At 57.5% G+C, this 21,140-nt stretch carries 20 protein-coding genes and 1 pseudogene; 18 read left to right on the top strand and 3 right to left on the bottom strand.

Annotated features, from left to right (window positions below; all coding sequences use genetic code 11):
* Positions 1 to 26 precede the first annotated feature (26 nt).
* The 4 genes from DXT96_RS08965 to soxG all read left to right on the top strand — a co-directional run bounded on the left by DXT96_RS08965 (position 27) and on the right by soxG (position 5,132).
* Positions 27 to 1,277, top strand: a complete 1,251-nt coding sequence (locus DXT96_RS08965; RefSeq protein ID WP_153514364.1) for a sarcosine oxidase subunit beta family protein — start codon at positions 27 to 29, stop codon at positions 1,275 to 1,277.
* 78 nt (positions 1,278 to 1,355) lie between these two features.
* Complete coding sequence (locus tag DXT96_RS08960; RefSeq protein WP_153514363.1) at positions 1,356 to 1,631, top strand: sarcosine oxidase subunit delta; 276 nt, start codon at positions 1,356 to 1,358, stop codon at positions 1,629 to 1,631.
* Positions 1,628 to 4,591: a sarcosine oxidase subunit alpha gene (locus tag DXT96_RS08955; RefSeq protein WP_153514362.1), complete on the top strand. Its 2,964-nt coding sequence runs from the start codon at positions 1,628 to 1,630 to the stop codon at positions 4,589 to 4,591. Before DXT96_RS08960 ends, DXT96_RS08955 begins: the two co-directional genes overlap by 4 nt.
* Positions 4,584 to 5,132 carry a sarcosine oxidase subunit gamma family protein gene (gene soxG / locus DXT96_RS08950; RefSeq protein WP_153514361.1) on the top strand — a complete coding sequence of 183 codons (549 nt, stop codon included), beginning with the start codon at positions 4,584 to 4,586 and terminating at the stop codon, positions 5,130 to 5,132. The genes DXT96_RS08955 and soxG overlap by 8 nt, the downstream gene beginning before the upstream one ends.
* A 10-nt stretch (positions 5,133 to 5,142) precedes the next feature.
* Here soxG and DXT96_RS08945 read toward each other — a convergent pair whose 3' ends face one another.
* Complete coding sequence (locus DXT96_RS08945; protein WP_153514360.1) at positions 5,143 to 6,183, bottom strand: LacI family DNA-binding transcriptional regulator; 1,041 nt, start codon at positions 6,181 to 6,183, stop codon at positions 5,143 to 5,145.
* 148 nt (positions 6,184 to 6,331) lie between these two features.
* Between DXT96_RS08945 and DXT96_RS08940 the strand changes: the two genes are divergently transcribed.
* The 8 genes from DXT96_RS08940 (at position 6,332) to DXT96_RS08905 (ending at position 14,817) form a co-directional block, all read left to right on the top strand.
* Positions 6,332 to 7,297 carry a substrate-binding domain-containing protein gene (locus DXT96_RS08940; RefSeq protein WP_153514359.1) on the top strand — a complete coding sequence of 322 codons (966 nt, stop codon included), beginning with the start codon at positions 6,332 to 6,334 and terminating at the stop codon, positions 7,295 to 7,297.
* Between the two features lie 103 nt (positions 7,298 to 7,400).
* Positions 7,401 to 8,405: an ABC transporter permease gene (locus DXT96_RS08935; RefSeq protein WP_371418817.1), complete on the top strand. Its 1,005-nt coding sequence runs from the start codon at positions 7,401 to 7,403 to the stop codon at positions 8,403 to 8,405.
* A 9-nt stretch (positions 8,406 to 8,414) separates the two neighbouring features.
* Positions 8,415 to 9,236 carry an ATP-binding cassette domain-containing protein gene (locus tag DXT96_RS08930; protein ID WP_149899592.1) on the top strand — a complete coding sequence of 274 codons (822 nt, stop codon included), beginning with the start codon at positions 8,415 to 8,417 and terminating at the stop codon, positions 9,234 to 9,236.
* Between the two features lie 23 nt (positions 9,237 to 9,259).
* Positions 9,260 to 10,162 (top strand): sugar phosphate isomerase/epimerase family protein, encoded by a 903-nt coding sequence (locus tag DXT96_RS08925; protein WP_153514358.1) that lies wholly within the window; start codon positions 9,260 to 9,262, stop codon positions 10,160 to 10,162.
* 82 nt (positions 10,163 to 10,244) lie between these two features.
* Positions 10,245 to 11,417, top strand: coding sequence for a Gfo/Idh/MocA family protein (locus DXT96_RS08920; RefSeq protein WP_153514357.1), 1,173 nt, complete (start codon positions 10,245 to 10,247; stop codon positions 11,415 to 11,417).
* 82 nt (positions 11,418 to 11,499) lie between these two features.
* Positions 11,500 to 12,441 (top strand): sugar phosphate isomerase/epimerase, encoded by a 942-nt coding sequence (locus DXT96_RS08915; RefSeq protein ID WP_153514356.1) that lies wholly within the window; start codon positions 11,500 to 11,502, stop codon positions 12,439 to 12,441.
* 53 nt (positions 12,442 to 12,494) lie between these two features.
* Entirely contained in the window at positions 12,495 to 13,424 is a 930-nt protein-coding gene (locus DXT96_RS08910) for a sugar phosphate isomerase/epimerase (protein WP_153514355.1), read from the top strand.
* A gap of 286 nt (positions 13,425 to 13,710) precedes the next feature.
* On the top strand, positions 13,711 to 14,817 hold the full coding sequence (locus DXT96_RS08905) for an agmatine/peptidylarginine deiminase (protein WP_153514354.1): 1,107 nt from the start codon (positions 13,711 to 13,713) through the stop codon (positions 14,815 to 14,817).
* Between the two features lie 123 nt (positions 14,818 to 14,940).
* Here DXT96_RS08905 and DXT96_RS08900 read toward each other — a convergent pair whose 3' ends face one another.
* Positions 14,941 to 15,303, bottom strand: coding sequence for a hypothetical protein (locus tag DXT96_RS08900; RefSeq protein ID WP_149899743.1), 363 nt, complete (start codon positions 15,301 to 15,303; stop codon positions 14,941 to 14,943).
* A 505-nt stretch (positions 15,304 to 15,808) separates the two neighbouring features.
* On the opposite strand from DXT96_RS08900, the gene DXT96_RS08895 reads away from it, so the two are divergent.
* From DXT96_RS08895 to nadS, 5 genes are all read left to right on the top strand, one after another.
* Positions 15,809 to 17,011, top strand: a complete 1,203-nt coding sequence (locus tag DXT96_RS08895; protein WP_153514353.1) for a site-specific integrase — start codon at positions 15,809 to 15,811, stop codon at positions 17,009 to 17,011.
* Positions 17,012 to 17,069: 58 nt separating this feature from the next.
* Positions 17,070 to 18,050 carry a macro domain-containing protein gene (locus tag DXT96_RS08890; RefSeq protein WP_246670549.1) on the top strand — a complete coding sequence of 327 codons (981 nt, stop codon included), beginning with the start codon at positions 17,070 to 17,072 and terminating at the stop codon, positions 18,048 to 18,050.
* Positions 18,035 to 19,000, top strand: a complete 966-nt coding sequence (locus DXT96_RS08885) for a DarT ssDNA thymidine ADP-ribosyltransferase family protein (RefSeq protein WP_153514352.1) — start codon at positions 18,035 to 18,037, stop codon at positions 18,998 to 19,000. The genes DXT96_RS08890 and DXT96_RS08885 overlap by 16 nt, the downstream gene beginning before the upstream one ends.
* Before the next feature lie 405 nt (positions 19,001 to 19,405).
* Positions 19,406 to 19,816: an addiction module toxin RelE gene (locus DXT96_RS08880; RefSeq protein WP_153514351.1), complete on the top strand. Its 411-nt coding sequence runs from the start codon at positions 19,406 to 19,408 to the stop codon at positions 19,814 to 19,816.
* A gap of 12 nt (positions 19,817 to 19,828) precedes the next feature.
* Positions 19,829 to 20,122 (top strand): NadS family protein, encoded by a 294-nt coding sequence (gene nadS, locus DXT96_RS08875; RefSeq protein ID WP_153514350.1) that lies wholly within the window; start codon positions 19,829 to 19,831, stop codon positions 20,120 to 20,122.
* A 78-nt stretch (positions 20,123 to 20,200) separates the two neighbouring features.
* Here the strand turns inward: nadS and DXT96_RS08870 are convergent, their stop codons facing one another.
* Entirely contained in the window at positions 20,201 to 20,650 is a 450-nt protein-coding gene (locus DXT96_RS08870) for an SMI1/KNR4 family protein (RefSeq protein ID WP_153514349.1), read from the bottom strand.
* A gap of 29 nt (positions 20,651 to 20,679) precedes the next feature.
* On the opposite strand from DXT96_RS08870, the pseudogene DXT96_RS08865 reads away from it, so the two are divergent.
* Positions 20,680 to 20,838, top strand: a pseudogene (locus DXT96_RS08865) (transposase); the annotation flags it as partial.
* Between the last annotated feature and the right edge of the window lie 302 nt (positions 20,839 to 21,140).

Genomic DNA, 21,140 nt, shown 5'->3' with positions numbered 1-21,140 from the left:
GTGAAATATCGTTCGAGGTACGCCAGATGCGCTATTCCGCTTTTTCCATTTTCATGAACGGCCTTCTCGGCAACAAAGCGTGGAAGCCCGCATGGCGTGATGTTGCGCCCAAACCGCATTATGATGTCATCATCGTTGGCGGCGGCGGGCACGGGTTGGCGACGGCCTATTATCTCGCCAAGGAATTCGGCATCACCAATGTCGCGGTGCTGGAAAAGAACTATGTCGGCTCCGGCAATGTCGGACGCAACACCACCATCATCCGCTCCAACTATTTGCTGCCCGGCAACAACCCCTTCTACGAGCTTTCTATGAAGCTGTGGGAAGGGTTGGAGCAGGATTTCAACTTTAACGCCATGGTCTCGCAGCGTGGCGTGCTGAACCTCTTCCATTCGGATGCGCAGCGTGACTCTTATACGCGGCGCGGCAATGCCATGCGGCTGCACGGCGTCGATGCCGAATTGCTGGATAAGGCGTCAGTGAAGGCGATGTTGCCGTTTCTCGATTTCGACAATGCCCGCTTTCCCATTCACGGCGGCCTGCTGCAAAAGCGCGGCGGCACCGTGCGGCATGATGCAGTGGCCTGGGGTTATGCGCGCGGCGCGGACAGCCGAGGCGTCGACATTATACAGGGCTGCGAGGTAACCGGCATTCGTCGGGAAAACGGCAGGGTCGTGGGCGTCGAGACCAGCAAGGGCTTTATCGGTTGCGGCAAGCTGGCACTGGCGGCGGCGGGTAACTCCTCGCAGGTGGCCGGCATGGCCGGGCTGAAACTGCCGATCGAAAGCCACGTATTGCAGGCTTTTGTGTCAGAAGGGTTGAAACCCTTCATCGATGGCGTCGTCACCTTCGGGGCGGGGCATTTTTACGTTTCGCAATCGGACAAGGGCGGCCTCGTCTTCGGCGGCGATATCGATGGTTACAATTCCTATGCCCAGCGCGGCAATCTGGCGACGGTCGAACATGTCGCCGAAGCCGGCAAGGCGATGATACCGGCGCTCTCCCGCGTCCGGGTTCTGCGCTCTTGGGGCGGCATCATGGATATGTCGATGGACGGCTCACCGATCATCGACCGCACGCCGATCGACAATCTCTACCTGAATGCCGGCTGGTGTTACGGCGGCTTCAAGGCGACGCCCGCTTCCGGTTTCTGCTTCGCCCATCTTCTGGCGCGCGGCGCACCGCAGGAAACGGCAACGGCCTTCCGGCTGGATCGCTTCCAGCGCGGTTACCTCATCGATGAAAAAGGCCAGGGCGCCCAGCCCAACCTTCATTAAAATTTGTAGCGGGATTTCAGGCGAAAACCGCTCACACTTTTCGCCATCCCGCTATCTGGTGGATCAAGGACATCTGAAATGGCAAGTCTCGTGCCCTGCCCGCATTGCGGGCCAAGACCCAAGGAAGAATTCACCATCAAAGGTGCTGCCCTTGCCCGGCCGGCGGCGGATGCCGGCGCTGAGGAATGGTTCGACTATGTCTATCTGCGCGACAATCCCCGTGGAGCCTACCATGAATATTGGCACCACACCTCTGGCTGCCGGCGCTGGCTGGTGGTGACACGCGATACCGTCACCCATGATATATCCGTCTGCCGCGATGCCGCCGACGAGAAGAAAGTGACAAGCGCATGACCTCTCACCGCCTGAAGACCGGCGGTCTGATCGACCGCTCCCAACCGCTTTCCTTCACCTTCGACGGCAAAGGGATGCAGGGTTTCGAAGGCGACAGCCTTGCCTCCGCCCTGCTCGCCAACGGCCAGCAACTCGTCGGCCGCAGTTTCAAGTATCACCGCCCGCGCGGCATATTGACGGCGGGCGCCGCCGAGCCGAACGCGCTGATGACGATCGGCAGCGGCGGGCGTACGGAGCCGAACACGCGCGCCACCATGCAGGAGCTTTATGCCGGGCTGGAAGCGAAAAGCCAGAACCGCTGGCCCTCCCTCGATTTCGATATCGGCTCGTTGACAGGTCTCCTCTCGCCCTTCCTTGGCGCAGGGTTTTACTACAAGACCTTCATGTGGCCCGCCGCCTTCTGGGAAAAGATCTACGAACCCTTCATCCGCAAGGCGGCCGGCCTTGGCAAGGCAAGCTACGAGGCAGACCCGGACGCCTACGACAAATGCTGGGCGCATTGCGATCTGCTGGTGATCGGTTCCGGAGCGGCAGGCCTCGCCGCAGCACTTGCCGCAGGACGTGGCGGCGCGCGCGTCATCATTCTCGATGAACATTCCGTCGCGGGTGGTGGGCTTTTGTCCGAAACCGCAACCATCGACGGCAAGAGTGCTCCGGATTTCGCCGCGCAATGCATCGCCGAACTTGAAGCCCTGCCGAATGTGACAGTGCTGACGCGCACCACGGCGTTCGGCTGGTATGACGGCAATGTCTTTGGCGCGGTGGAACGGGTGCAGAAACACTTGGCCCACCCGAAAGCCCATGTACCGGTGGAGCGTCTGTGGCGCATCGTTGCCAAGCGGGCGCTGCTTGCCACGGGCGCGGAAGAGCGGCCGCTGGTCTTCGGCGGCAACGATATTCCCGGTGTGATGATGGCGAGCGCCATGCGCAGCTATCTCAACCGCTACGCCATAAGCCCCGGCAAGGCGACGGCGATATTCACCACCAATGACAGCGGTTACGCGCTCGCCCGCGATCTGGAGGCGCAGGGCGTTACTCTGTCCACCATTATCGACAGCCGTGAGCAGGGTAATCTCAGCTACACCGGCAAAGCCCGCATCGTCAGGGGAGCCGTCGTTTCGAACGCGAAGGGCGGCAAGGCGCTTTCCGCCATCGAGATTTATGCCGATGGCCAAACGGAAAGCCTTGATGTCGACGCGCTGGCCATGTCGGGCGGCTTCAGCCCCATCATCCATCTCGCCTGCCACCGTGGCGGCAGACCGGTCTGGTCGCAAGACGAGGCCGCTTTCCTTGCACCCGGCAATCTCAAGGGACTCGAGCTTGCTGGCGCGGTTTCCGCTGTAAACGGCATCGCCGCCTGCCTTGAGGACGGTGCGAGAAAGGGAGTAACACTCGCACAGGATCTCGGCTTTGCCGCGACCCCAGCCACATTCGGCGTGGTGGAAAACGATATCGTGGCCTCGCCGACAAAACCGCTCTGGTCAATTCCCGGCATCAAGGCAAAAGCCTTTGTCGATTACCAGAACGATGTTCATCGCAAGGATCTTGGCCTTGCCGTCAGCGAGGGTTACGGCCATGTCGAACTGGCCAAGCGTTATACAACAAACGGCATGGCGACGGATCAGGGCAAGCTTTCCAACGTCAACGCCATCGGGCTGCTGGCCGAGGCGCGTGGCGTTTCCCCAGCGGATGTCGGCACCACCACGTTCCGGCCGTTCTACACGCCCGTCTCCTTTGGCGCGCTCACCGGCGCTTATCACGGCCATCATTTCCAGCCGGCGCGCAAATCGCCGCTGCATGGTTGGGCCGAGAAAAACGGGGCGATCTTCGTTGAAACCGGTCTCTGGTATCGTTCCTCCTGGTTTCCCCGCAGCGGCGAAAACGGCTGGCGGGAAAGCGTTGACCGCGAGGTTCTGAACGTTCGCAAAAATGCCGGCCTCTGCGATGTTTCGATGCTCGGCAAGATCGAGATTTGCGGCCGCGACGCTGCCGAATTCCTCAACCGGGTCTATTGCAATGCCTTTCTCAAGCTGCCGGTCGGCAAGGCGCGATATGGCCTGATGCTGCGCGAAGACGGTATGATCTATGACGACGGCACCACCAGCCGGCTGGAGGAAAACCGCTTCTTCATGACAACCACCACAGCCTATGCGGCAGGTGTCATGAACCATCTGGAATTCTGCGCCCAGGCGCTCTGGCCCGATCTCGACGTGCGGCTTGCCTCGGTCACCGATCAATGGGCGCAGATGGCGATTGCCGGACCAAAGGCACGCACCATTATCCAGAAAATCGTCGATGAGGATATTTCCGACGACGCCTTTCCCTTCCTTGCGGCAAGAGAAGTCTCGCTCTTCGGCGGGCAACTGCACGGACGCCTGTTCCGGATTTCCTTCTCCGGCGAACTGGCTTACGAACTTGCCGTTCCGGCCGGTTATGGCGAAAGTGTTGCCGATGCCCTGATGGAGGCCGGCAAGCCCGAAAACATCATGCCCTACGGCGTCGAGACGCTCGGCGTGCTTCGCATTGAAAAGGGCCACGTCACACATAACGAGATTAACGGCACGGTGGTGCCCGCCGATCTCGGCTTTGGCAAAATGGTCTCCGCCACCAAGGCCGATTTCATCGGCCGGCGGATGCTGGAGCGTGAGGGGCTTTCCGCAGCAGACCGGCCAAGTCTTGTTGGTGTCTTGCCGCTTGATCCCAGCCAGTCCTTCCGAAGCGGCTCGCATATTCTTGCTAAAGACGCTCCGGCAACGCTGGAGAACGATCAGGGTTATGTGACCTCAAGCGCGTTTTCACCCCATCTCGGCTCCACCATCGGTCTCGCGCTCGTCAAGAACGGCCCGGGCAGACATGGCGAAGAAGTCGTTGTGTGGAACGGCCTGCGCAATGAATTCACCGCCGCCCGCCTGTGCCATCCGGTTTTCTTCGACCCTGAGAACGAGAAGCTCCATGTCTGATTTCAAGCCTGATTTCAAATCTGGTTTCCGGCCGGCCCTCCGCCCGGTACTGGGAAAAAAGGGAGCGATTGCTTCCACCGCCATCAAGCTCTCTCCCCTGCCGGAAGGCGCGATCATTCATGTGCTGGCCGCGCCCGGCGCAGCGGATATGGAAGTTCGCCTGCGCAGCCTCGCAAAAGGCGATGTGCGGGCGGTCTCTCCCGGCCAATGGTTCATCGTCGGCGAAGAGCCGCTGTCTCACGCGGAGATGAAGGCGTTTCTTGCGGTGCTTGAGCCACAGGCAACGGGTGTAGACCAGAGCCAGGGACGCGTGCGTATTCGTATCGAAGGCAGGATGGCCGAGCGGGTGCTGGCAAAAGGAACGGCGGCCGATCTTTCCATCGCCGCTTTTCCGACGGGACACTCCGCCACGACGCTGATCGGCCATATCGCCGCGCATCTCACCCGGCTTGACGGGCAGGTGTTCGAAGTCATCGTTTTGCGCGGCTTTGCCGAAAGCCTGTGGGACGATCTTGCCCGGATGAGCCTTGAATTCCAGTGATCCTATCGGCCTAGGTCCAGATGCTTTCGGGCGTCAGGATTTCAAAGGGAACGATCCGCTGTTCGACGGAGGATGTGTCGCCATTCTCGACGCGCCGTAACATCACGTCGATCAATTGCTGCGGCATCCTGTCGAGGGGAAGCGGCAGCGAGGCGGTGATCAGCCCTTCATTCAAACCCTTGCGCGTTTCCGGGCCGATATCGTTACAGATGATTTTTATGCCGCGCTGCTTCTCCGCGGGCAGCTCCCTTAGTGCCCGCAGAACGCCGGATATGCCGCCGCCATTGACATAAATCCCCTTGAGGCCGGGTTCGGAGGCAATCATGTCACGGATGATGACATAGGCATTTTCCGGCTCTTCGTGTGTCAGCAGCGTTTCTGCCACCTGCAGTTCAGGTGTGTTTTCCCGCATATAAGAGCGGAAACTGGCATCCGAAACATCCTGACACTGATAGCGGTTGCTGCCGATCAGCGGCACAACCATGCCCTCACCCTTCACCGTCTGGCTGAGGAACCATGCCGCCGTGCGTCCGCGTTTCCAGCTATCGGTTCCGACAAACCCCGCGCGGCTCGCCGCCGACAGATCGGACACGTAGGTGACCACGGGAACACCCCTGCCCCGCAGCTCGTCGATCGCCTGGCTGACGAGCGGATGATCGGCCGTCACCACCGCGATCGCACTGCAGGATTGCCCCATCTTCAGGAGATTGGCGGAAACGGCCTCCGGTGAGAGGTCGTCCTCGAACACGACATCCGGCTCGATGATGCTGTCCGGCCTTTGGCGTGCAGCGGCGACGATCCCCTCCGCCCACAACCGGTAGAGCGGCCGATGGGATTGCTGCAGCAGAAAACCGAGCCTGTAATGGGGCATGGCCTCACGACGCCGGTCCTTGATGGTGCCGAGACCATAAAAACCGATCTCCTCCGCCGCCTTGAGAATCTGGTCGATCGTATCCTGACGCACGGCGGTCGAACCGTGCAGCAGCCGGTTGACCGTGGAGATGCTGACACCGGCTGCCTTGGCGAGATCGGTAATGGTCGGTCGGTTCATGGCGCCTCACAATCGTATCATTCATGAATGACCTGTGATGATACGAAATGCAACATCAAATGAAATATAAATTCCATTCTCAGAAAAATGAAAGATATAAATCATCTTGTCATTTTGGCCCATCGGGAGAATGGGCAGGGAGGAAACAATGGCATATTTCACGAAATTTCTCATGGCGGGCGCCGCATCGCTCATAATGGCGTCCAGTGCGTTTGCCGCCAATATTGCCGTCATCGGCGGCAAGAATGACGATGCGTTCTGGAACCTCATCAAAAAAGGTCTGGATGACGCACGCCTCGTGGTCGAGGCAAATGGCGGCAAGGTCAATTATCTTCGTTTGCAGACCTATGACAATTTTGCGCCGGATGTGGTGCAGCTGATCCAGACCGCCATCAGCCAGAAGGTTGACGGCCTCGTGATCCCGAACTGGGTGCCGGAAGGCGAGGATCCGGCGATACGCGAAGCCATCAAGGCCGGTATCAAGGTCATTCTCATGAATGCCGGGGGCCATGAAAAGGCGAAAGAACTCGGTGCGATCAATTATGTCGGCTCCGACGAATATCTGGCGGGTGTCGCCGGCGGCGAATATTTCGCCAAACAGGGTAAGAAGAACGTCATCTGCGTCAATACCGTTCCGGGTGCAGCCAATCTAGAAGCACGATGCAAGGGCGTCATCGACGGCATCACCAAGGTCGGCGGCGTCGGCAAGCAATTGCCGCTTCCCGCCACCAGTTTCGGCGATGCCACAGCTGTCGCCGAAGCCATCAAGGCCACCCTGCTTCAGGATAGCAAGATCGATGGCGTTCTCACCATTGCTGCGGGCGATGCGGATTCAGCCGCCATTGGCGTCATGCAGGCGGGCAAGACCGAAACGGTACTGCTTGGCACCTTCGACCTCAACCAGTCCGGCCTCGATCGCATCAAGGATGGAACGCAAGGTTTTGCAATCGACCAGCAGCCCTATCTTCAGTCGCTGCTGGCGGTAACGCTGCTCGCCTCGGCCATCGATTTCGGAACCGATCTGCCGACCGCGCCGCTGCTGACGGGGCCAAGCATCGTCGACAAATCCAACATCGAGGCCACGCTTGCCGGCGTTGCCAAGGGTGCGCGCTGAGCGGTGATCCACGCCCGATCCCGGCACCCGGCAATACCGGCGTTCGGGATCGGCAGGCGAGGACATTGCCGCAAAACCCAGGGTCAATAGTGGAGTGAACGACGTGAAAAATCTCTCTTTGAGCGACCTTCTGCGTCGCCCGGAATCAGGCGCCTTTCTTGGCCTTGTTTTCGTTCTTGCCTTCTTCGTTGTCTTCGGCAGCATCGAATTTCTCAAACCCGCAGGCGCGGCAAGCTGGTTGAATGTCGCCGCCAATCTCGGCATCGTCGCCATTCCCGTCGGGCTGCTGATGATTTCCGGTGAGCTGGACATTTCCATCGGCGCGATGATCCCGGCCGGCGCGCTGACGGTCGCCATTATCACCGGTTATTACGGCATGCCAATCTGGCTCGGCATCGTCGGCGCGCTTAGCCTTGGTGTGCTTGTCGGACTGATCAACGGCTTTCTGGTCATAAGAACCGTGGTGCCATCCCTGATCGTTACGCTCGGCACGCTCTTTGCCGTGCAGGGGCTGATCCTCGGTTTTTCGGTGCTGCTGACCGGCACAACCAGCGTGGCGCTGAGCCCGGCGCAATCCGGCCCCATCGCCAAATTCCTGTTCGGACAGTTCATCGGCGGCAGTTTTCAGGTCAGCATCGTCTGGTGGCTGCTGCTGACGGCCATCTATATCTTCTATGTCCATTATTCGCCTTTCGGAAACTGGATCTTCGCCATGGGAGGCGACCGGGTGAGCGCCCGTAACGCCGGTATTCCCACCGACAAGCTGACGGTGACACTTTTCGTCCTTTCCTCCGTCAGCGCCTCTTTCGTCGGCGTCTGTCAGGCGATCCTGTTCAATGTCGCCCAGGTCTCGGCCGGCATGACCTTCATCTTCAACTCCATCATCGCGGTCGTCGTCGGCGGGGTGCTGCTGACCGGCGGCTTCGGTTCGGTGATCGGTATATTTCTCGGCACCATCACCTTCGCCATCGTCAACCAGGGCATTTATTTCACCGCGTTTGACCGCAACTGGTCGAGCCTCATCATCGGCGTCATGCTGCTCTTGGCGGTGCTGATGAACAACACCTTCCGCGTCATGGCGCTCACTTATTCGCCGAAGAAGAAGTGAGGCAAGACGATGTCGACACCCATTCTCGAACTTAGAAACGTCAACAAATCCTTCGGCCCGATAGATGTTCTGCATGATATCTCGCTGAAGGTCCACGCCGGCGAAGTGCTCTGCCTGCTGGGAGACAATGGTGCTGGAAAATCCACGCTGATCAAGACACTGGCCGGTGTCTACCAGCCCAGTTCTGGCGAAGTGCTGATGGACGGACAGCCGGTCAATTTCGACGGACCACGCGATGCGCAGCGCATGGGCATTTCCACCGTGCACCAGTTTGGCGGAACCTTTCCGCTGATGAGCATCGGCCGCTCCTTCTTCATCGGCGCAGAACCCACGAAAGGCTTCTGGCCTTTCCGGGTCTACGACCGAAAGAAGGCCAATGAAATCGCCGTCAAGGCAGTGCAGGAATTCGGCATCACCCGCATCGATGACGGCGACCGCCTGATCGGCGGGCTTTCCGGCGGCGAGCGGCAATCGCTCGCCATCGCCCGCGCGGTTCATTTTGGCGCGCGCGTTCTCATCCTCGACGAGCCGACGGCGGCGCTGGGCGTGAAACAGGCGTCCCACGTCCTGCGCATCGTGCTGGAAGCGCGCAAGCGGGGGATCGCGGTGATCTTCATCACCCACCAGGTCACCCACGCCATCGCCGTCGGCGACCATTTCGCCGTGCTCATCCGCGGTGCGGTCGCCGCCAACTTCCGCAAGGGCGAGAAATCCCGCGAGGAAATCACCGATCTGATGGCCGGCGGCGAAGCGCTCGCCGACCTCGGCGCAGAGGTGGAAAATTACATGGCCAGCCATGACGGCCACCCGCCGCAGCCTCCATCCAATTAAGACGTCAAGAAGGATCAAGACAGATGAAAATCGCCATCGACCCCCACATGCACCGTTTCACCAGCCTTGATGAACTGCCCGCCAAGGTGAAGGAGCTTGGCTTCGACTGGATCGAACTCAGCCCCCGCGCAGATTTCCTCGAATGGTTCAAAGCGCCGCGCGTGTTTCCCGAGCGCATCAGGTCCTTCAAGAAGGCGTTGAAACACGCCGATGTCGGCATCGCCTCGCTGCTGCCGATGTATCGCTGGGCCTCCAATGACGAGACGGAACGGCAGGCGGCGGTGAAACACTGGAAACGCGCCATCGAGATCGCCATCGAACTGGAGGTCGACACGATGAACTCCGAATTTGGCCGCGGACCGCATCCCGACAAGGGGTCATGTTATTGCTGCCACACCGGTTCGATGATCGAGGCCTGCGAGGATGCATGGTGGCGCTCCATGGAAGAACTGGTGCCGATCTTCGAGCGTGAAAACATCAACCTGCATGTCGAGCCACATCCGGAAGACTGGTGCGAAACGCTGCAGCCGGCGCTCGACATCATCCGCACCGTCAATTCGAAGAACGTCAAATTCCTCTATTGCGCGCCGCACACCTTCTATTTCGGTGACGACACCAAGGCGATGCTGCGCGAGGCCAAGGATGTGCTGGCACATGTGCATGTCGGCGATACCTTCAACCACAAGGCCAGCTCCGGGCTGCGTTATATCCTCAACCCGCCGGGCACGCAGGCGCGGGTGCATCAGCATCTCAATATCGGTCAGGGCGAAGTGCCATGGGACGACTTCTTCGGCACGCTTTCCGAAATCGGCTTCGACGGCATCATGACCTCCTGCGTCTTTGCCTGGGAGGACAGGGCGGATGAATCGAGCCGGTTCATGCGCGCCAAGATGCAGGACTATATCGACCTCTATTTCAAGAAATAACGCGGCAAACCGGCGCTGAGGCCGAGGCAGACGCTGCCTCCGGCTACGGCCATTCGCAACATCAAATGGAAAGATGATTGACATGATCAACGGAGAACGACTGATTTCACGCCCGCTGCGCTGGGCCATGGTGGGCGGCGGACGCACGGGACAGGTGGGTTACAAGCACCGCACCGGCGCCCTGCGCGACGGCAACTACCAGCTCGTCGCCGGCGCATTCGACCTCGATGCCGAAAGAGGCCGTGACTTCGGCGTCAATCTCGGCGTGGCGGCGGAACGCTGCTATGCGGATTACAGGGCGCTGATTGCCGGCGAAACGGCGCGCGAAGACGGCGTGGACGTCGTCTCCATCGCCACCCCCAATTTCACCCATTACGAAATCACCAAGGCCTGCCTTGAGGCGGGGCTGCATGTCATCTGCGAAAAGCCATTGTTCTTCACCGTGGCGGAATGCGACGAGGTGGCGCGGCTTGCCGAACAGAAAGGGCTGATCGTCGGTGTTACCTATGGCTTTACCGGGCACCCGCTCGTCCACCAGATGGCGGCCATGGTCAATAAGGGAATGCTGGGCGACATCCGTATCGTCGACCTGCAATATACCCACGGCTTTAATTCCGGTGACGATGTGGGCGCGGGTGAGGCTGTCAAATGGCGCACCAATCCCCGCACCGCCGGCCCGACCTTCGTGCTGGGCGATATCGGCACACATCTTTATTATCTCTCGGAAGTCGTGCTGCCGCATATGAAGGTGGAACGCCTGCTCTGCGACCGCAAGGCCTTCATCCCCACCCGCGCACCGCTGGAAGACCACGCCACCGTTCTGATGCATTACGACAATGGCGCGCGCGGTCGCCTCTGGGTCTCCTCCGTCAATGCCGGCAATATGGGATCGCAGCGTTACCGTTTCGTCGGCTCCAGGGCCTCGCTTGAATGGTCCGATTCCCATCCCGACCAGCTGATCTACGAAGTTCAGGGCGAACCCGGCCGTATCCTGCACCACGGCATGCCCTATCTGGAACAGGAAAGCCTCGCCATCGACCGCATGGGCGCGCTGCATACCGAAGGCCTCGGTGACAGCTGGTCGAACATCTATCTCTGGATCGCCCAGGCGATCGACGCGGCAAATCGCGGTGACAGGACTTTCCTGGAGACCCACCATTATCCCGGCATCACGGCCGGCACCGAAGGCGTTCGCTGGCTGGAAAACTGCGTCCGCTCGGCCGATGCCGGCGCCGCCTGGGTTGACTTCGCATAACCCGTTTGGGGGCGCGCCGGACCACTCTCCCGTCCTCCTCCTCCTCAAGCGCGTCCCCATGCCTTTTTAGAAAGACGACACGATGAAACTCGCAATTTGTACCGACGTCATGGCAAACCTGCCCTTCACCGAAATGCTCGACAAATGCGTCGCCCTCGGCGTCGAGGGCATCGAGATGACCGGCGGCGGCTGGTCCAGCGGCCCGCATTTTCGGGCCGACGAGCTTCTGGCGGATAGAGGTCTGCTCAAATCCAAGCTGAAGGAAATCGAGGCCCGCGGCCTCGAAATCGCTGCGCTGAATTGCTCCGCCAATCCACTCGATCCCGGCGATATGGGCAAACGCCATCTTAAGGAAATGCAAGACACCGTCCGGCTGGCGGGCGAAATCGGCGTGACGAAGATCGTCACCATGTCCGGCCTGCCGGAGGCAGCGCCCGGCGACACGGTGCCGAACTGGCTTGTCTACACCAAGAGCTGGCCGAACGAGATGCCGGAACGCGACCGTTACCAATGGGAAGACCGCGCCTTCCCGCTCTGGCACGGGCTTGTCAAACTCGCCAAGGACGCGGGCGTCGAGAAATATGCGCTTGAGAATTTCTCGGCCATGCTCGTCTGGAACCCGGAAACCCTGTTTCGCCTGCGCAACGAGGTCGGCCCGACGGTCGGCATGAATCTCGACCCCTCGCACCTGATGTGGATGGGGGCCGATCCCATCTCCTCTGCCCGCGCGCTGGGCAGCGCAATCCACCATTGCCATGGCAAGGATACCCGCATCGAGCGCGGGTTGGCGGATGTGAACGGCCTGCTGGAACTAAAGGAGGTGACGGATGTTGCCAACCGCAGCTGGAACTATGTGGCTGTCGGCGCCGGCCGCGACCTGCAATGGTGGAAGGAGTTTTTCTCCGTGGTGCGCATGGCTGGGTATAATGGCTGGGTGAGCCTGGAAATGGAGGATTTCACCATGTCCACCGAGGCGGGCATCCAGTCCTCCATCGACGCCCTGCAAGCCACCATCAGCCGCTGAGACCCGAACCGGGCCGCACAATGGCCCGGCACCGATTACGCGACGAGGACACCATGACCAACCAGATCACCATCACCACCGCTCCCTGCTGCTGGGGCGTCGATGACGTCAAAAATCCCCATCTGCCCCATTGGGAAAAGGTGCTGGATGAGGCGAAGGCCGCCGGCTTCGGCGGTCTGGAACTCGGTCCTTACGGCTATCTGCCGCTTGATCTCAAGCGCGTTTCGCAGGCGCTGAACGAACGTGGCCTGAAGATCGTTGCCGGCACGATCTTTGACGATCTGGTCTCACCGGAAAACCGCGACAATCTGCTGCGCCAGACCGACGAGATCTGCGCGCTGATCACCCGCTTGCCAAAACCGGAAACCCATGCCGGCCAGCGTTTTCCCGCCCCCTATCTGACGGTGATGGACTGGGGTCATGACGAGCGCGATTATGCCGCCGGACATTCCGACCGTGCGCCGCGCCTCGATGAAGCCGCATGGCGGGGGATGGTCGAAAACATCTGCGCCATTGCAACGCTTGCCCGTGACACATACGGCGTGCGCGCCACCATTCATCCCCATGCCGGCGGCTACATCGAATTTGCCGACGAGTTGAAAAAGATCATCGAGGATATTCCAGCCGACCTCGCGGGCCTCTGCCTCGATACCGGCCATATGGCCTATTCAGGCATGGACCCGGTCGCCACGCTTCGCCGCTATTGGGACCGCGTCGACTATATTCATTTCAAGGATATCGACGCCGCAGTTTTTGAAGAGGTGATGGGCGAACACATCCGCTTCTTCGAGGCCTGCGCCAAGGGCGTGATGTGCCCGATCGGCCGCGGCTCTATCGATTACCCAGCGATCCGTAGCCTTCTAACGGAACTCGGTTACGGCGGCTACATCACCATCGAGCAGGAACGCGACCCGCGCAACGCCGGCAGTATTCTAAACGATCTGGCAGCCAGCAGGGCGTTTCTCGCAAAAAGCGGTTTCTGAACCAAACGGGGTAAAATCACTGTACCTCCCGAAGAATCGAGCCGACACAATGGCAGTGAGGGCTGAGAATCGCCCCTGAACCCGAGGCGACGCTGGCACACGACACATAAACGCCTTCAGCCTAAAAACACATGCATTTATCCGTCACATCCATGTAAAAGCCACATTGGAATATGAGCTGAAGTTGCAGGACGATTTGGCCTTGGTTGACAGCACCTATGGGCAAACCCAAGGTGCGCATCCATAAGCTAAAGAGATATTTTTCTTTGTATTTCATGGTGATACGATGATGACCCGCCGCCAGACACTGCTTTTTGCCGCTGCTGCCACCGCCGGCCTTTCGACATCGTCCCAACAGGGCCGGACGGCTGGCCCATCGGCCCGTGCCGCCGGTTTTTGGTATCCTGAGGAAACCGAACCGCATGAACGCACTTTCATGCAATGGCCGGTGAACCCCGCCGTGCATGATGATCCCGATTTCCTCGATGATCTTCAGAAAACCATCGCGAAAATCGCCAACACCATCGCGGAATTCGAACCGGTCGTGATGCTGGCCGCTGCGCAGCACCATGGCGCAATCCGCAAACAGGTGTCGCGCAACGTCGAATTATGGGACATTCCGACCGATGATCTGTGGTGTCGTGATTCCGGGCCGTCCTTTGTTGTGGATGGCAAGGGTGGGCTCGCCATCACACAGTTCAACTTCAACGGCTGGGGCAACAAGCAAACCCATAATGCCGACGGAAAAATTGCCGCGCGGATAGCCGAACGTATGGGCCTTCCGATTTTTGACGCAGGGCTGGTGGGCGAGGCTGGAGGGGTGGAAACCGACGGCCACGGCACCTTGATCGCCCATGAAAGCAGCTTCATCAATATCAATCGCAACCGGGGCGACAAGGCCGAAATCGAACAACTGCTGCTCGACACGATGGGCGCACGCAAGATGGTGTGGGCGCCCGGAATCATCGGCGCCGACATCACCGATTACCACATCGATGCGCTCGCCCGTTTCGTCAAGCCAGGCCAATTGCTGATCCAGATGGGAGACAAGATTGACCACGATGACCCGTGGTCAATCGCCGCCTTCGAGACCCACGATATTCTGGCCGCCGCCACCGATGCCGAGGGTCGCAAGCTGGACATGGTCATTTTGCCGGAACCCTACGACATTCGTGCCGACAGCGCCGATTTTGTCTCTTCCTATGTCAATTATTATGTCTGCAACGGTGCGGTCATCGCCGCCGAATTCGGCGACCGGGAAGCCGACGAACGAGCCGCAGCCATTCTTGGCAAGCTTTATCCCGGCCGTGAGATCATCACGTTAAATATCGACCCGGTAGGTGAGGTAGGCGGCGGCATCCATTGCGCCACCCACGAGCAACCCAAAGTCTGATCGTTTGGGACTCATGTGCCTTTGACGGCCGGAATATGCCGGAAGATTGAAAATGGCCTCGGAGACTGAAATGACTCCGAGGCCACTCGACCAATCACTGGCAAGAACCGACCCCTGCGAACGTCAGGCTTCGACAGGCTCGTGAACATCATCCAGAAGAAAATGCACGATCACATAACGTGTCGTGTATTTCTGACCGCTATCGGACACGCTCTCGACGCTGCCACCGTCGGAAGGGTGCCATTTCTGGTAATGAGGGTTGTTGGCAATCAGCGTAATCGCCTTGCCCGAAAGCCGGCCGTTCAGCCGATAGCGAGCCTCTGCCAAGGGCCAAATCTTCTCAAAATCCTGCTGGCTGATACGGGCTTTCAATGCCTTCCTGAATATCGCTTCTCCGGGAGAACCATCCTTTTGTTCCATCGGTGGAATATGCAGGTCAACCTCTTCCGCGCCGTCCAGCAGAAAGGCAAATTCGTCTGGCCACATCCGTCTCACGTATCACTCCTCCCAAAGCTCGCCGTCCTTTACAACACAATAATGATAGCGCCTCCACCGCGAGAGGCAATGGCGGATATGAACCTGCCCGTACCAGCATTCCGGATTCTTGCGGATCGACGCCGCATGATCTCCAAATGATACTGAAGATCTGCATCAAACGCCTTGGCGCGGCGACGATCTTCACTAAGGGATATGACGCATCGTCCCATCAGTGGCTTCATATAGTGCCAGTGTATGGAAGTGCCCGGGGGCCTCGCCACAGCCACTTTCGGCACTAGCATCAAACGACACAAGTTCAAAAGTTGCGGGGAAATCTTGCCTGTCTAAGACATGTTATGGCGGAGAGGGTGTCCGCCATACGCCTGTGTCATGCCGTCTCATGCCGTCCCCAATGGCCCTTATCTCAAAGGTATTTAGGTCGGCGCCCTTATTGGCTTGTCGCATCTTGTCTCATACAATGCGGGCCTCTCGTTAGGGTAAATGTTGGGGTGCCATGGCTATTATCATGAACAAGCTTTCTGCGCGGACGGTAGAAACAATCAGTAAGCCTGGCCGCCACGGAGACGGCGGCGGCCTTTATTTGGTGGTAGACAAGAGCGGAGCGAAAAGATGGGTATTCCTCTACCGTCGTAGCGACCGGCTCAGGGAAATGGGTTTGGGTGGAGTAAATTCCGTCACACTCGCAAAGGCACGCGAACTGGCCCAAGAAGCGCGGACGAACTTACAAGCCGGCATCGATCCAATCCAAGCAAAACACACCGCAGCGCCACTCGTTCCAACCTTCGGCGATGAGGCAGACGATTTTATCGCAGCCATGAAGCCCCAGTTCAGAAATGCGAAGCACATCGCGCAGTGGGAAATGACGTTGCGTGAGTATGCCGCACCCCTCCGTCAGAAGCTGATCACTGATGTGACGACTGCAGATGTCCTTGGGGTATTGAAGCCGATTTGGCTCACGAAATCGGAGACAGCATCACGCGTTCGAGGTAGAATAGAACGCGTGCTTGACGCAGCAAAGGCAAAGGGGCTCCGGACTGGCGAGAACCCGGCCCTATGGCGCGGTCATCTCGACAAACTGCTGCCCAAGCGCAGGAAGCTGGCGCGCGGGCATCACAAAGCGATGCCCTATGCCGACGTCGCAGCGTTCATTATCGAGTTGCGCAAACGTGAGGCCGTTGCGGCTACCGCCTTGGAGTTCACAATCCTGACCGCTGCCCGATCCGGTGAAACACTGGGCGCGAAATGGCATGAAATAGATTGGGAACACAAAATCTGGACGGTACCGGCCGAGCGGATGAAGGCGGGTCGAGAGCATCGTGTGCCCCTGTCTCCTCGCGCAATTACTATCCTCAAGAAACTTGCGGAATTTGGCGCTGATGAAAACTCATTCGTTTTCCCAGGGCAGAGGCCTGGGAAGCCGCTGTCTGTGATGGCAATGGACATGGTATTGCGCCGAATGGAAGTGGACGTGACCGTACATGGCTTTCGTTCGTCGTTTCGAGATTGGTGTGGCGAAGTATCAAACTTCCCGCGCGACGTAGCGGAAGCTGCGCTGGCTCATGTCGTCGGCGACAAAACGGAACGCGCTTACCGCAGGGGTGACGCTCTTGAGAAGCGCAGGAAGCTCATGACCGGATGGGCCAATTATTGCGGCAGCAGTTCCGCTAAGAAGGTAGAAAGTGCGGATAGACCGTGACGTCGATTTGGGTGTTAAACTTCACCTCAAGACGTGATCCCGGCTTAACAGAAACACAATGACCCGCTATATCCAACATGCTACTATTGACAGAACGAAAAGAGAACATTGGGGTGATCCTTTGCTAACTTATGTCCGAACCAGCCTCTTTGACTCTCCCGCCCAAACTCTCGTGAACACCGTAAATATTGTCGGAGTGATGGGAAAGGGTATCGCGCTTGAATTTAAGCAGCGATACCCTGATATGTTTAAAGCTTACAAGAAATTGTGCGACAGCCATTCCCTGGACGTTGGTAAGCTCCATTTGTGGCGTGCGCCCGAACATTGGATCCTAAATTTTCCTACGAAGACGACTTGGCGCCAGCCATCAAAGCTTGAGTACATCGAAGCCGGATTGGAGGCATTTGTTCGTTCTTACAAACAAATGGGCATCGCGTCCGTGTCCTTTCCTCCGCTCGGCTGCGGAAACGGAAATCTTGACTGGCGCGACGTGCGTCCTGTTATGGAAAGATATCTCTCAAAAATTGACATCCCCGTGTACATCCATGATCGCCAGGTGCCTCAAAGCTTCGTCGCAGAGCACCACCGTTGGGAAGAGAAAAGGGTTCCCATTAGCTTCAACGAGTTTCGGCACGACATTATGTCAAAAATCGAAAGAAGTTCGAACTTCTCCACCCTGAAACGGACATCGGAGTTTATCGCTCGTTGGGTCGATGATGGGGATATCGTGATCGAGAAGCCAACGGGAAGAACCGAGGTGATAGATCATGAGCTGGTTGAAGCTGCCTGGTCGTCACTTCAAAATGGCATGTTGACGGGCGAGCAATTCGGTGATGAGCCGTCCAAAAAACTCAAGTCTTATCTTTTCCCGATTTTGGCGTCCCTTTCCTACGTAAAAGTGGCAGAGATAAGCAAGCCTGGCTGGCTTGAGGGTAATCCAGGCCACGCACTCTACATCAGCCGTGAAGATCGAAGGAGCAGCCCGCAACACGACGCAGTGGCGAACGGCTTTGGGGAGCAGGCGTGCCTATCTCTCTAGCCCGAGCTGAGCGTCATGTAAAAGAGCAGGCTAATCGCCTGACTGCAAACCGGGCGGTATGGCCGCAGTATCTTTATCACGCGTGTGACGTGACGACCGCGATCAACATTATTCGCCACAATGAACTGAGGTGCCGGAACGACGCCGAAGATTTTTTAGACGTGGCGAATGGAGGCGCACTGAACATATTTGACGGCGCACACTCGTGCGCAAGGTTATATTTCCGGCCAAAGAACGGATTTCACTTTCGAACGGAGGGGATTAAGTGCATCGCCGACCAGTATCGCCTGCCAAACCATATGTCGATACCGGTAATGTTTGTCTTCGATTTTGTTTCGGTGATTACATTGAACGGCGCGCGATTCAGCAACGGAAATATACAGCGATCCAGAACGTTTTTGGACGGCGATGCATCGTTTGACTCAATAGATTTCGATGCCGTTTATCACGACGCGCCTACCAACAGTACCAATCGAGATTACATCGCAAACATGCGGATGTCTGAAGTCAGCGTCGAAAACAAAGTGCCTTTGGGTCCACACCTCAGGGCTATTGTGTTCCGCACTCAGTCGGATATGCGGACCTTCGAGTACCTCCTATCGGAAGCGGGTATCCAGTGCCCCTACAAGAGGTTCGTCGAACGCGCCCGCGGCACGCTTTTCCTTGCAAGAGCGCTTTATTTAAACGACCTAAGTTTCGTCGCTACGACAATAAGTCTTACCTTCAACTTCCCAACTGACTTTTCGCCGCCGGATAGAGTGTTCAAAGTTTACATCAACCAAACATCACAAAGTGGTATAAAAATATACGACAAATCTGTTGAGCTGCGAGCTACTACATTCAATGTAACAAACTACGAACCTGATATTAGCGCAGTTTGGCTTATAAAGTTGGAAGATCAACTCGCTTTTCGCGGACGAATACAGGCCGTTACATCGGAATTGTTTTAGCGCATCATTCCGTAGCGTTCACCTTTAGCGCGTAGTACGACCCTCTTCCCGCAAGCGCCGGCGGGCTAAGCCTTCATTATATCCAGCAAGCCAAATCTTGGCATCGTCCGGTTCTTCAAGCGGATCAGGTTGATATTCGCAGTCTTGCCTAAGCTCCGCGCAGTTACAGCCGCGCTGCCAAAGTTGGCTTTGTCTCTTGTCATAAACTGTCATAAACACTTCACCTCGCATAAGAATTATGCCGCACCGTCGTCGCTTCCGCCATCATATCCGAGTCTCCTGCTACGGCACTATTGGAACCTTCACGATATTTTAACGTTCTGATGGCTTGACTGGTGTACGCCATTGGCGTATCTCTTTGCCCAGCGGGGAAGCGCAACCGTCCGAAGGCGAGGGAGACATCCATTGTTTGAGGTTATAAGACTTGAGCGCGGCGGCTCAGCATATCCGATAACAATCGCAGAACTCAAAAGCGCGCAGAAAGATCTGCAGCGGATTTTGAGCGAAGAGGAAGCAAACAAGCTTTTCGACTTTTTGGCCGTCAACCCAGAAAGTGGAGACGTAATACCTGAAACCGGTGGTATCAGGAAATTACGATGGAAGGGTCAGGGGAAAGGGCAGAGTAAGGGTATCCGGATCTGTTACTTCTATCATGATCTAAATATGCCGCTGTTCATTTTGGCAGTCTATTCCAAGGGAGAGCGGCTTAGACTCAGCAAGCGGGAGGAGCAGTTGATGTCAAAGCTAGTGCGTGAACTGACTGAACAGTATCGTCTGAAATGGGAGGAGACTTTCACCAAAGGTCAACTCGCTTGAGAGGAATACGCTATGTCCGGTCGTAAAATACTTGTAGGGCTGAATGAAGCACTTGAGTACGCCGGTGGAGATCGTTCTAAAGCTAGGGTTCGCGTCGTCAAAGTCCCCGACCAAGTTGACGTGAAAGCTATCCGGGACAATCTCAATATGAGCCAAAGGCAATTTGCAGCAGCTTTTGGCTTCCCACTTTCTACTGTTCAAAATTGGGAGCAAGGAAGAAGGAAACCAGAAGGCTCAGCCAGAATGTTGCTTCGAATTATCGAAGAAGCACCAGAGACGGCTGAAAAGGTTCTAAAGGCCGGCTGAGATAAAGAATGGGGGCGCCAAACGGCGCCCTTTCTGTTTTAAATTACTAGACCGTGAACCCATAAACTGGGTACCGGATTACTGATTGTCTCGACCGATCAAATCCAGCGCTATATCGAAGGATGGCGCTATCGGTTTGAGGCTTTCTACCAGGTCGACGTTGGTCATGTCGAAGGCGACGAGGGGATATGGCGCATTTTCCCGCAAGTCGAATGCCACGGCTTCGCCGCCACCGTTGCCGCCGATCACGAACAACCCCCGCAAAAACTCTCGAAAAGTCCCGTCCCGTTCAATCTGAGCAGCTTCCTCGGCGGGATAGAGTTGGAACCAAAGCGGCTGAACCGCCAGCGGTCCTTCCCCGCCATTGCTGAAAGTCAGCAATGCGTAATAACTCTCAGGAAGATCTACCGGAGCCAGCGATTTGAGCGCAGCGATTGCGCCTGCGGAGGCTCCATCGACTTTATGCCATTCTCGATTTTGCAGCACGCGGCCTCCACTTTCGCTTTCCTGAATGATGACGGCTTTCACTACAGATCAAAAGCTGATTCAGCGCCAGTATGAACAGATATGACCTGACCGATTTTGAATGGCGAGTGGTTGAGCCACTTTTACCCAACAAGCCAAGAGGGGTGCCGCGCGTAGATGACCGTCGCGTGCTGAATGGAATCTTCTGGGTGCTACGATCCGGTGCGCCGTGGCGCGACCTGCCCAAACGCTAATGTGACTTTTGCTCGTTCGAATATCGCGGAAGCAGGCACCCGCTCAGTAGACATCAGATGGTGGGCATTTTTTTTCATCGGCAGTCGTGGCTGCGATAGTTAGACACCGCTGTTTCAAAATCAGATTGAGCGTTTTTAAGTCGCCTGAATTCAGACGAGCAATCGTCGTTCCCCTGGCTACCATCTAGACAGCTTACGTAGCGGCGGAGGTTAGAAGATATTTCCGACGTTGCGTTGTTGTAGGCATCGACCGCGTATGAGCACTCGCTGGCGCTCGCGAGACTGGCGCTCCACATCAG

This window comes from Agrobacterium sp. ICMP 6402 (genome assembly GCF_009498615.1).
In the GTDB taxonomy this organism is placed as follows: Bacteria; Pseudomonadota; Alphaproteobacteria; order Rhizobiales; family Rhizobiaceae; genus Agrobacterium; species Agrobacterium burrii.
The sequence above is the reverse complement of the archived record's forward strand: the minus strand, read 5'-3'. Positions and strand labels throughout refer to the sequence as shown.

Coding starts and splice junctions, on each gene's coding strand:
- DXT96_RS08965 (WP_153514364.1), top strand. CDS start 27: ATGCGCTATTCCGCTTTTTCCATTTTCATGAACGGCCTTCTCGGCAAC.
- DXT96_RS08960 (WP_153514363.1), top strand. CDS start 1,356: ATGGCAAGTCTCGTGCCCTGCCCGCATTGCGGGCCAAGACCCAAGGAA.
- DXT96_RS08955 (WP_153514362.1), top strand. CDS start 1,628: ATGACCTCTCACCGCCTGAAGACCGGCGGTCTGATCGACCGCTCCCAA.
- soxG (WP_153514361.1), top strand. CDS start 4,584: ATGTCTGATTTCAAGCCTGATTTCAAATCTGGTTTCCGGCCGGCCCTC.
- DXT96_RS08945 (WP_153514360.1), bottom strand. CDS start 6,183: ATGAACCGACCGACCATTACCGATCTCGCCAAGGCAGCCGGTGTCAGC.
- DXT96_RS08940 (WP_153514359.1), top strand. CDS start 6,332: ATGGCATATTTCACGAAATTTCTCATGGCGGGCGCCGCATCGCTCATA.
- DXT96_RS08930 (WP_149899592.1), top strand. CDS start 8,415: ATGTCGACACCCATTCTCGAACTTAGAAACGTCAACAAATCCTTCGGC.
- DXT96_RS08925 (WP_153514358.1), top strand. CDS start 9,260: ATGAAAATCGCCATCGACCCCCACATGCACCGTTTCACCAGCCTTGAT.
- DXT96_RS08920 (WP_153514357.1), top strand. CDS start 10,245: ATGATCAACGGAGAACGACTGATTTCACGCCCGCTGCGCTGGGCCATG.
- DXT96_RS08915 (WP_153514356.1), top strand. CDS start 11,500: ATGAAACTCGCAATTTGTACCGACGTCATGGCAAACCTGCCCTTCACC.
- DXT96_RS08910 (WP_153514355.1), top strand. CDS start 12,495: ATGACCAACCAGATCACCATCACCACCGCTCCCTGCTGCTGGGGCGTC.
- DXT96_RS08905 (WP_153514354.1), top strand. CDS start 13,711: ATGATGACCCGCCGCCAGACACTGCTTTTTGCCGCTGCTGCCACCGCC.
- DXT96_RS08900 (WP_149899743.1), bottom strand. CDS start 15,303: ATGTGGCCAGACGAATTTGCCTTTCTGCTGGACGGCGCGGAAGAGGTT.
- DXT96_RS08895 (WP_153514353.1), top strand. CDS start 15,809: ATGGCTATTATCATGAACAAGCTTTCTGCGCGGACGGTAGAAACAATC.
- DXT96_RS08890 (WP_246670549.1), top strand. CDS start 17,070: ATGACCCGCTATATCCAACATGCTACTATTGACAGAACGAAAAGAGAA.
- nadS (WP_153514350.1), top strand. CDS start 19,829: ATGTCCGGTCGTAAAATACTTGTAGGGCTGAATGAAGCACTTGAGTAC.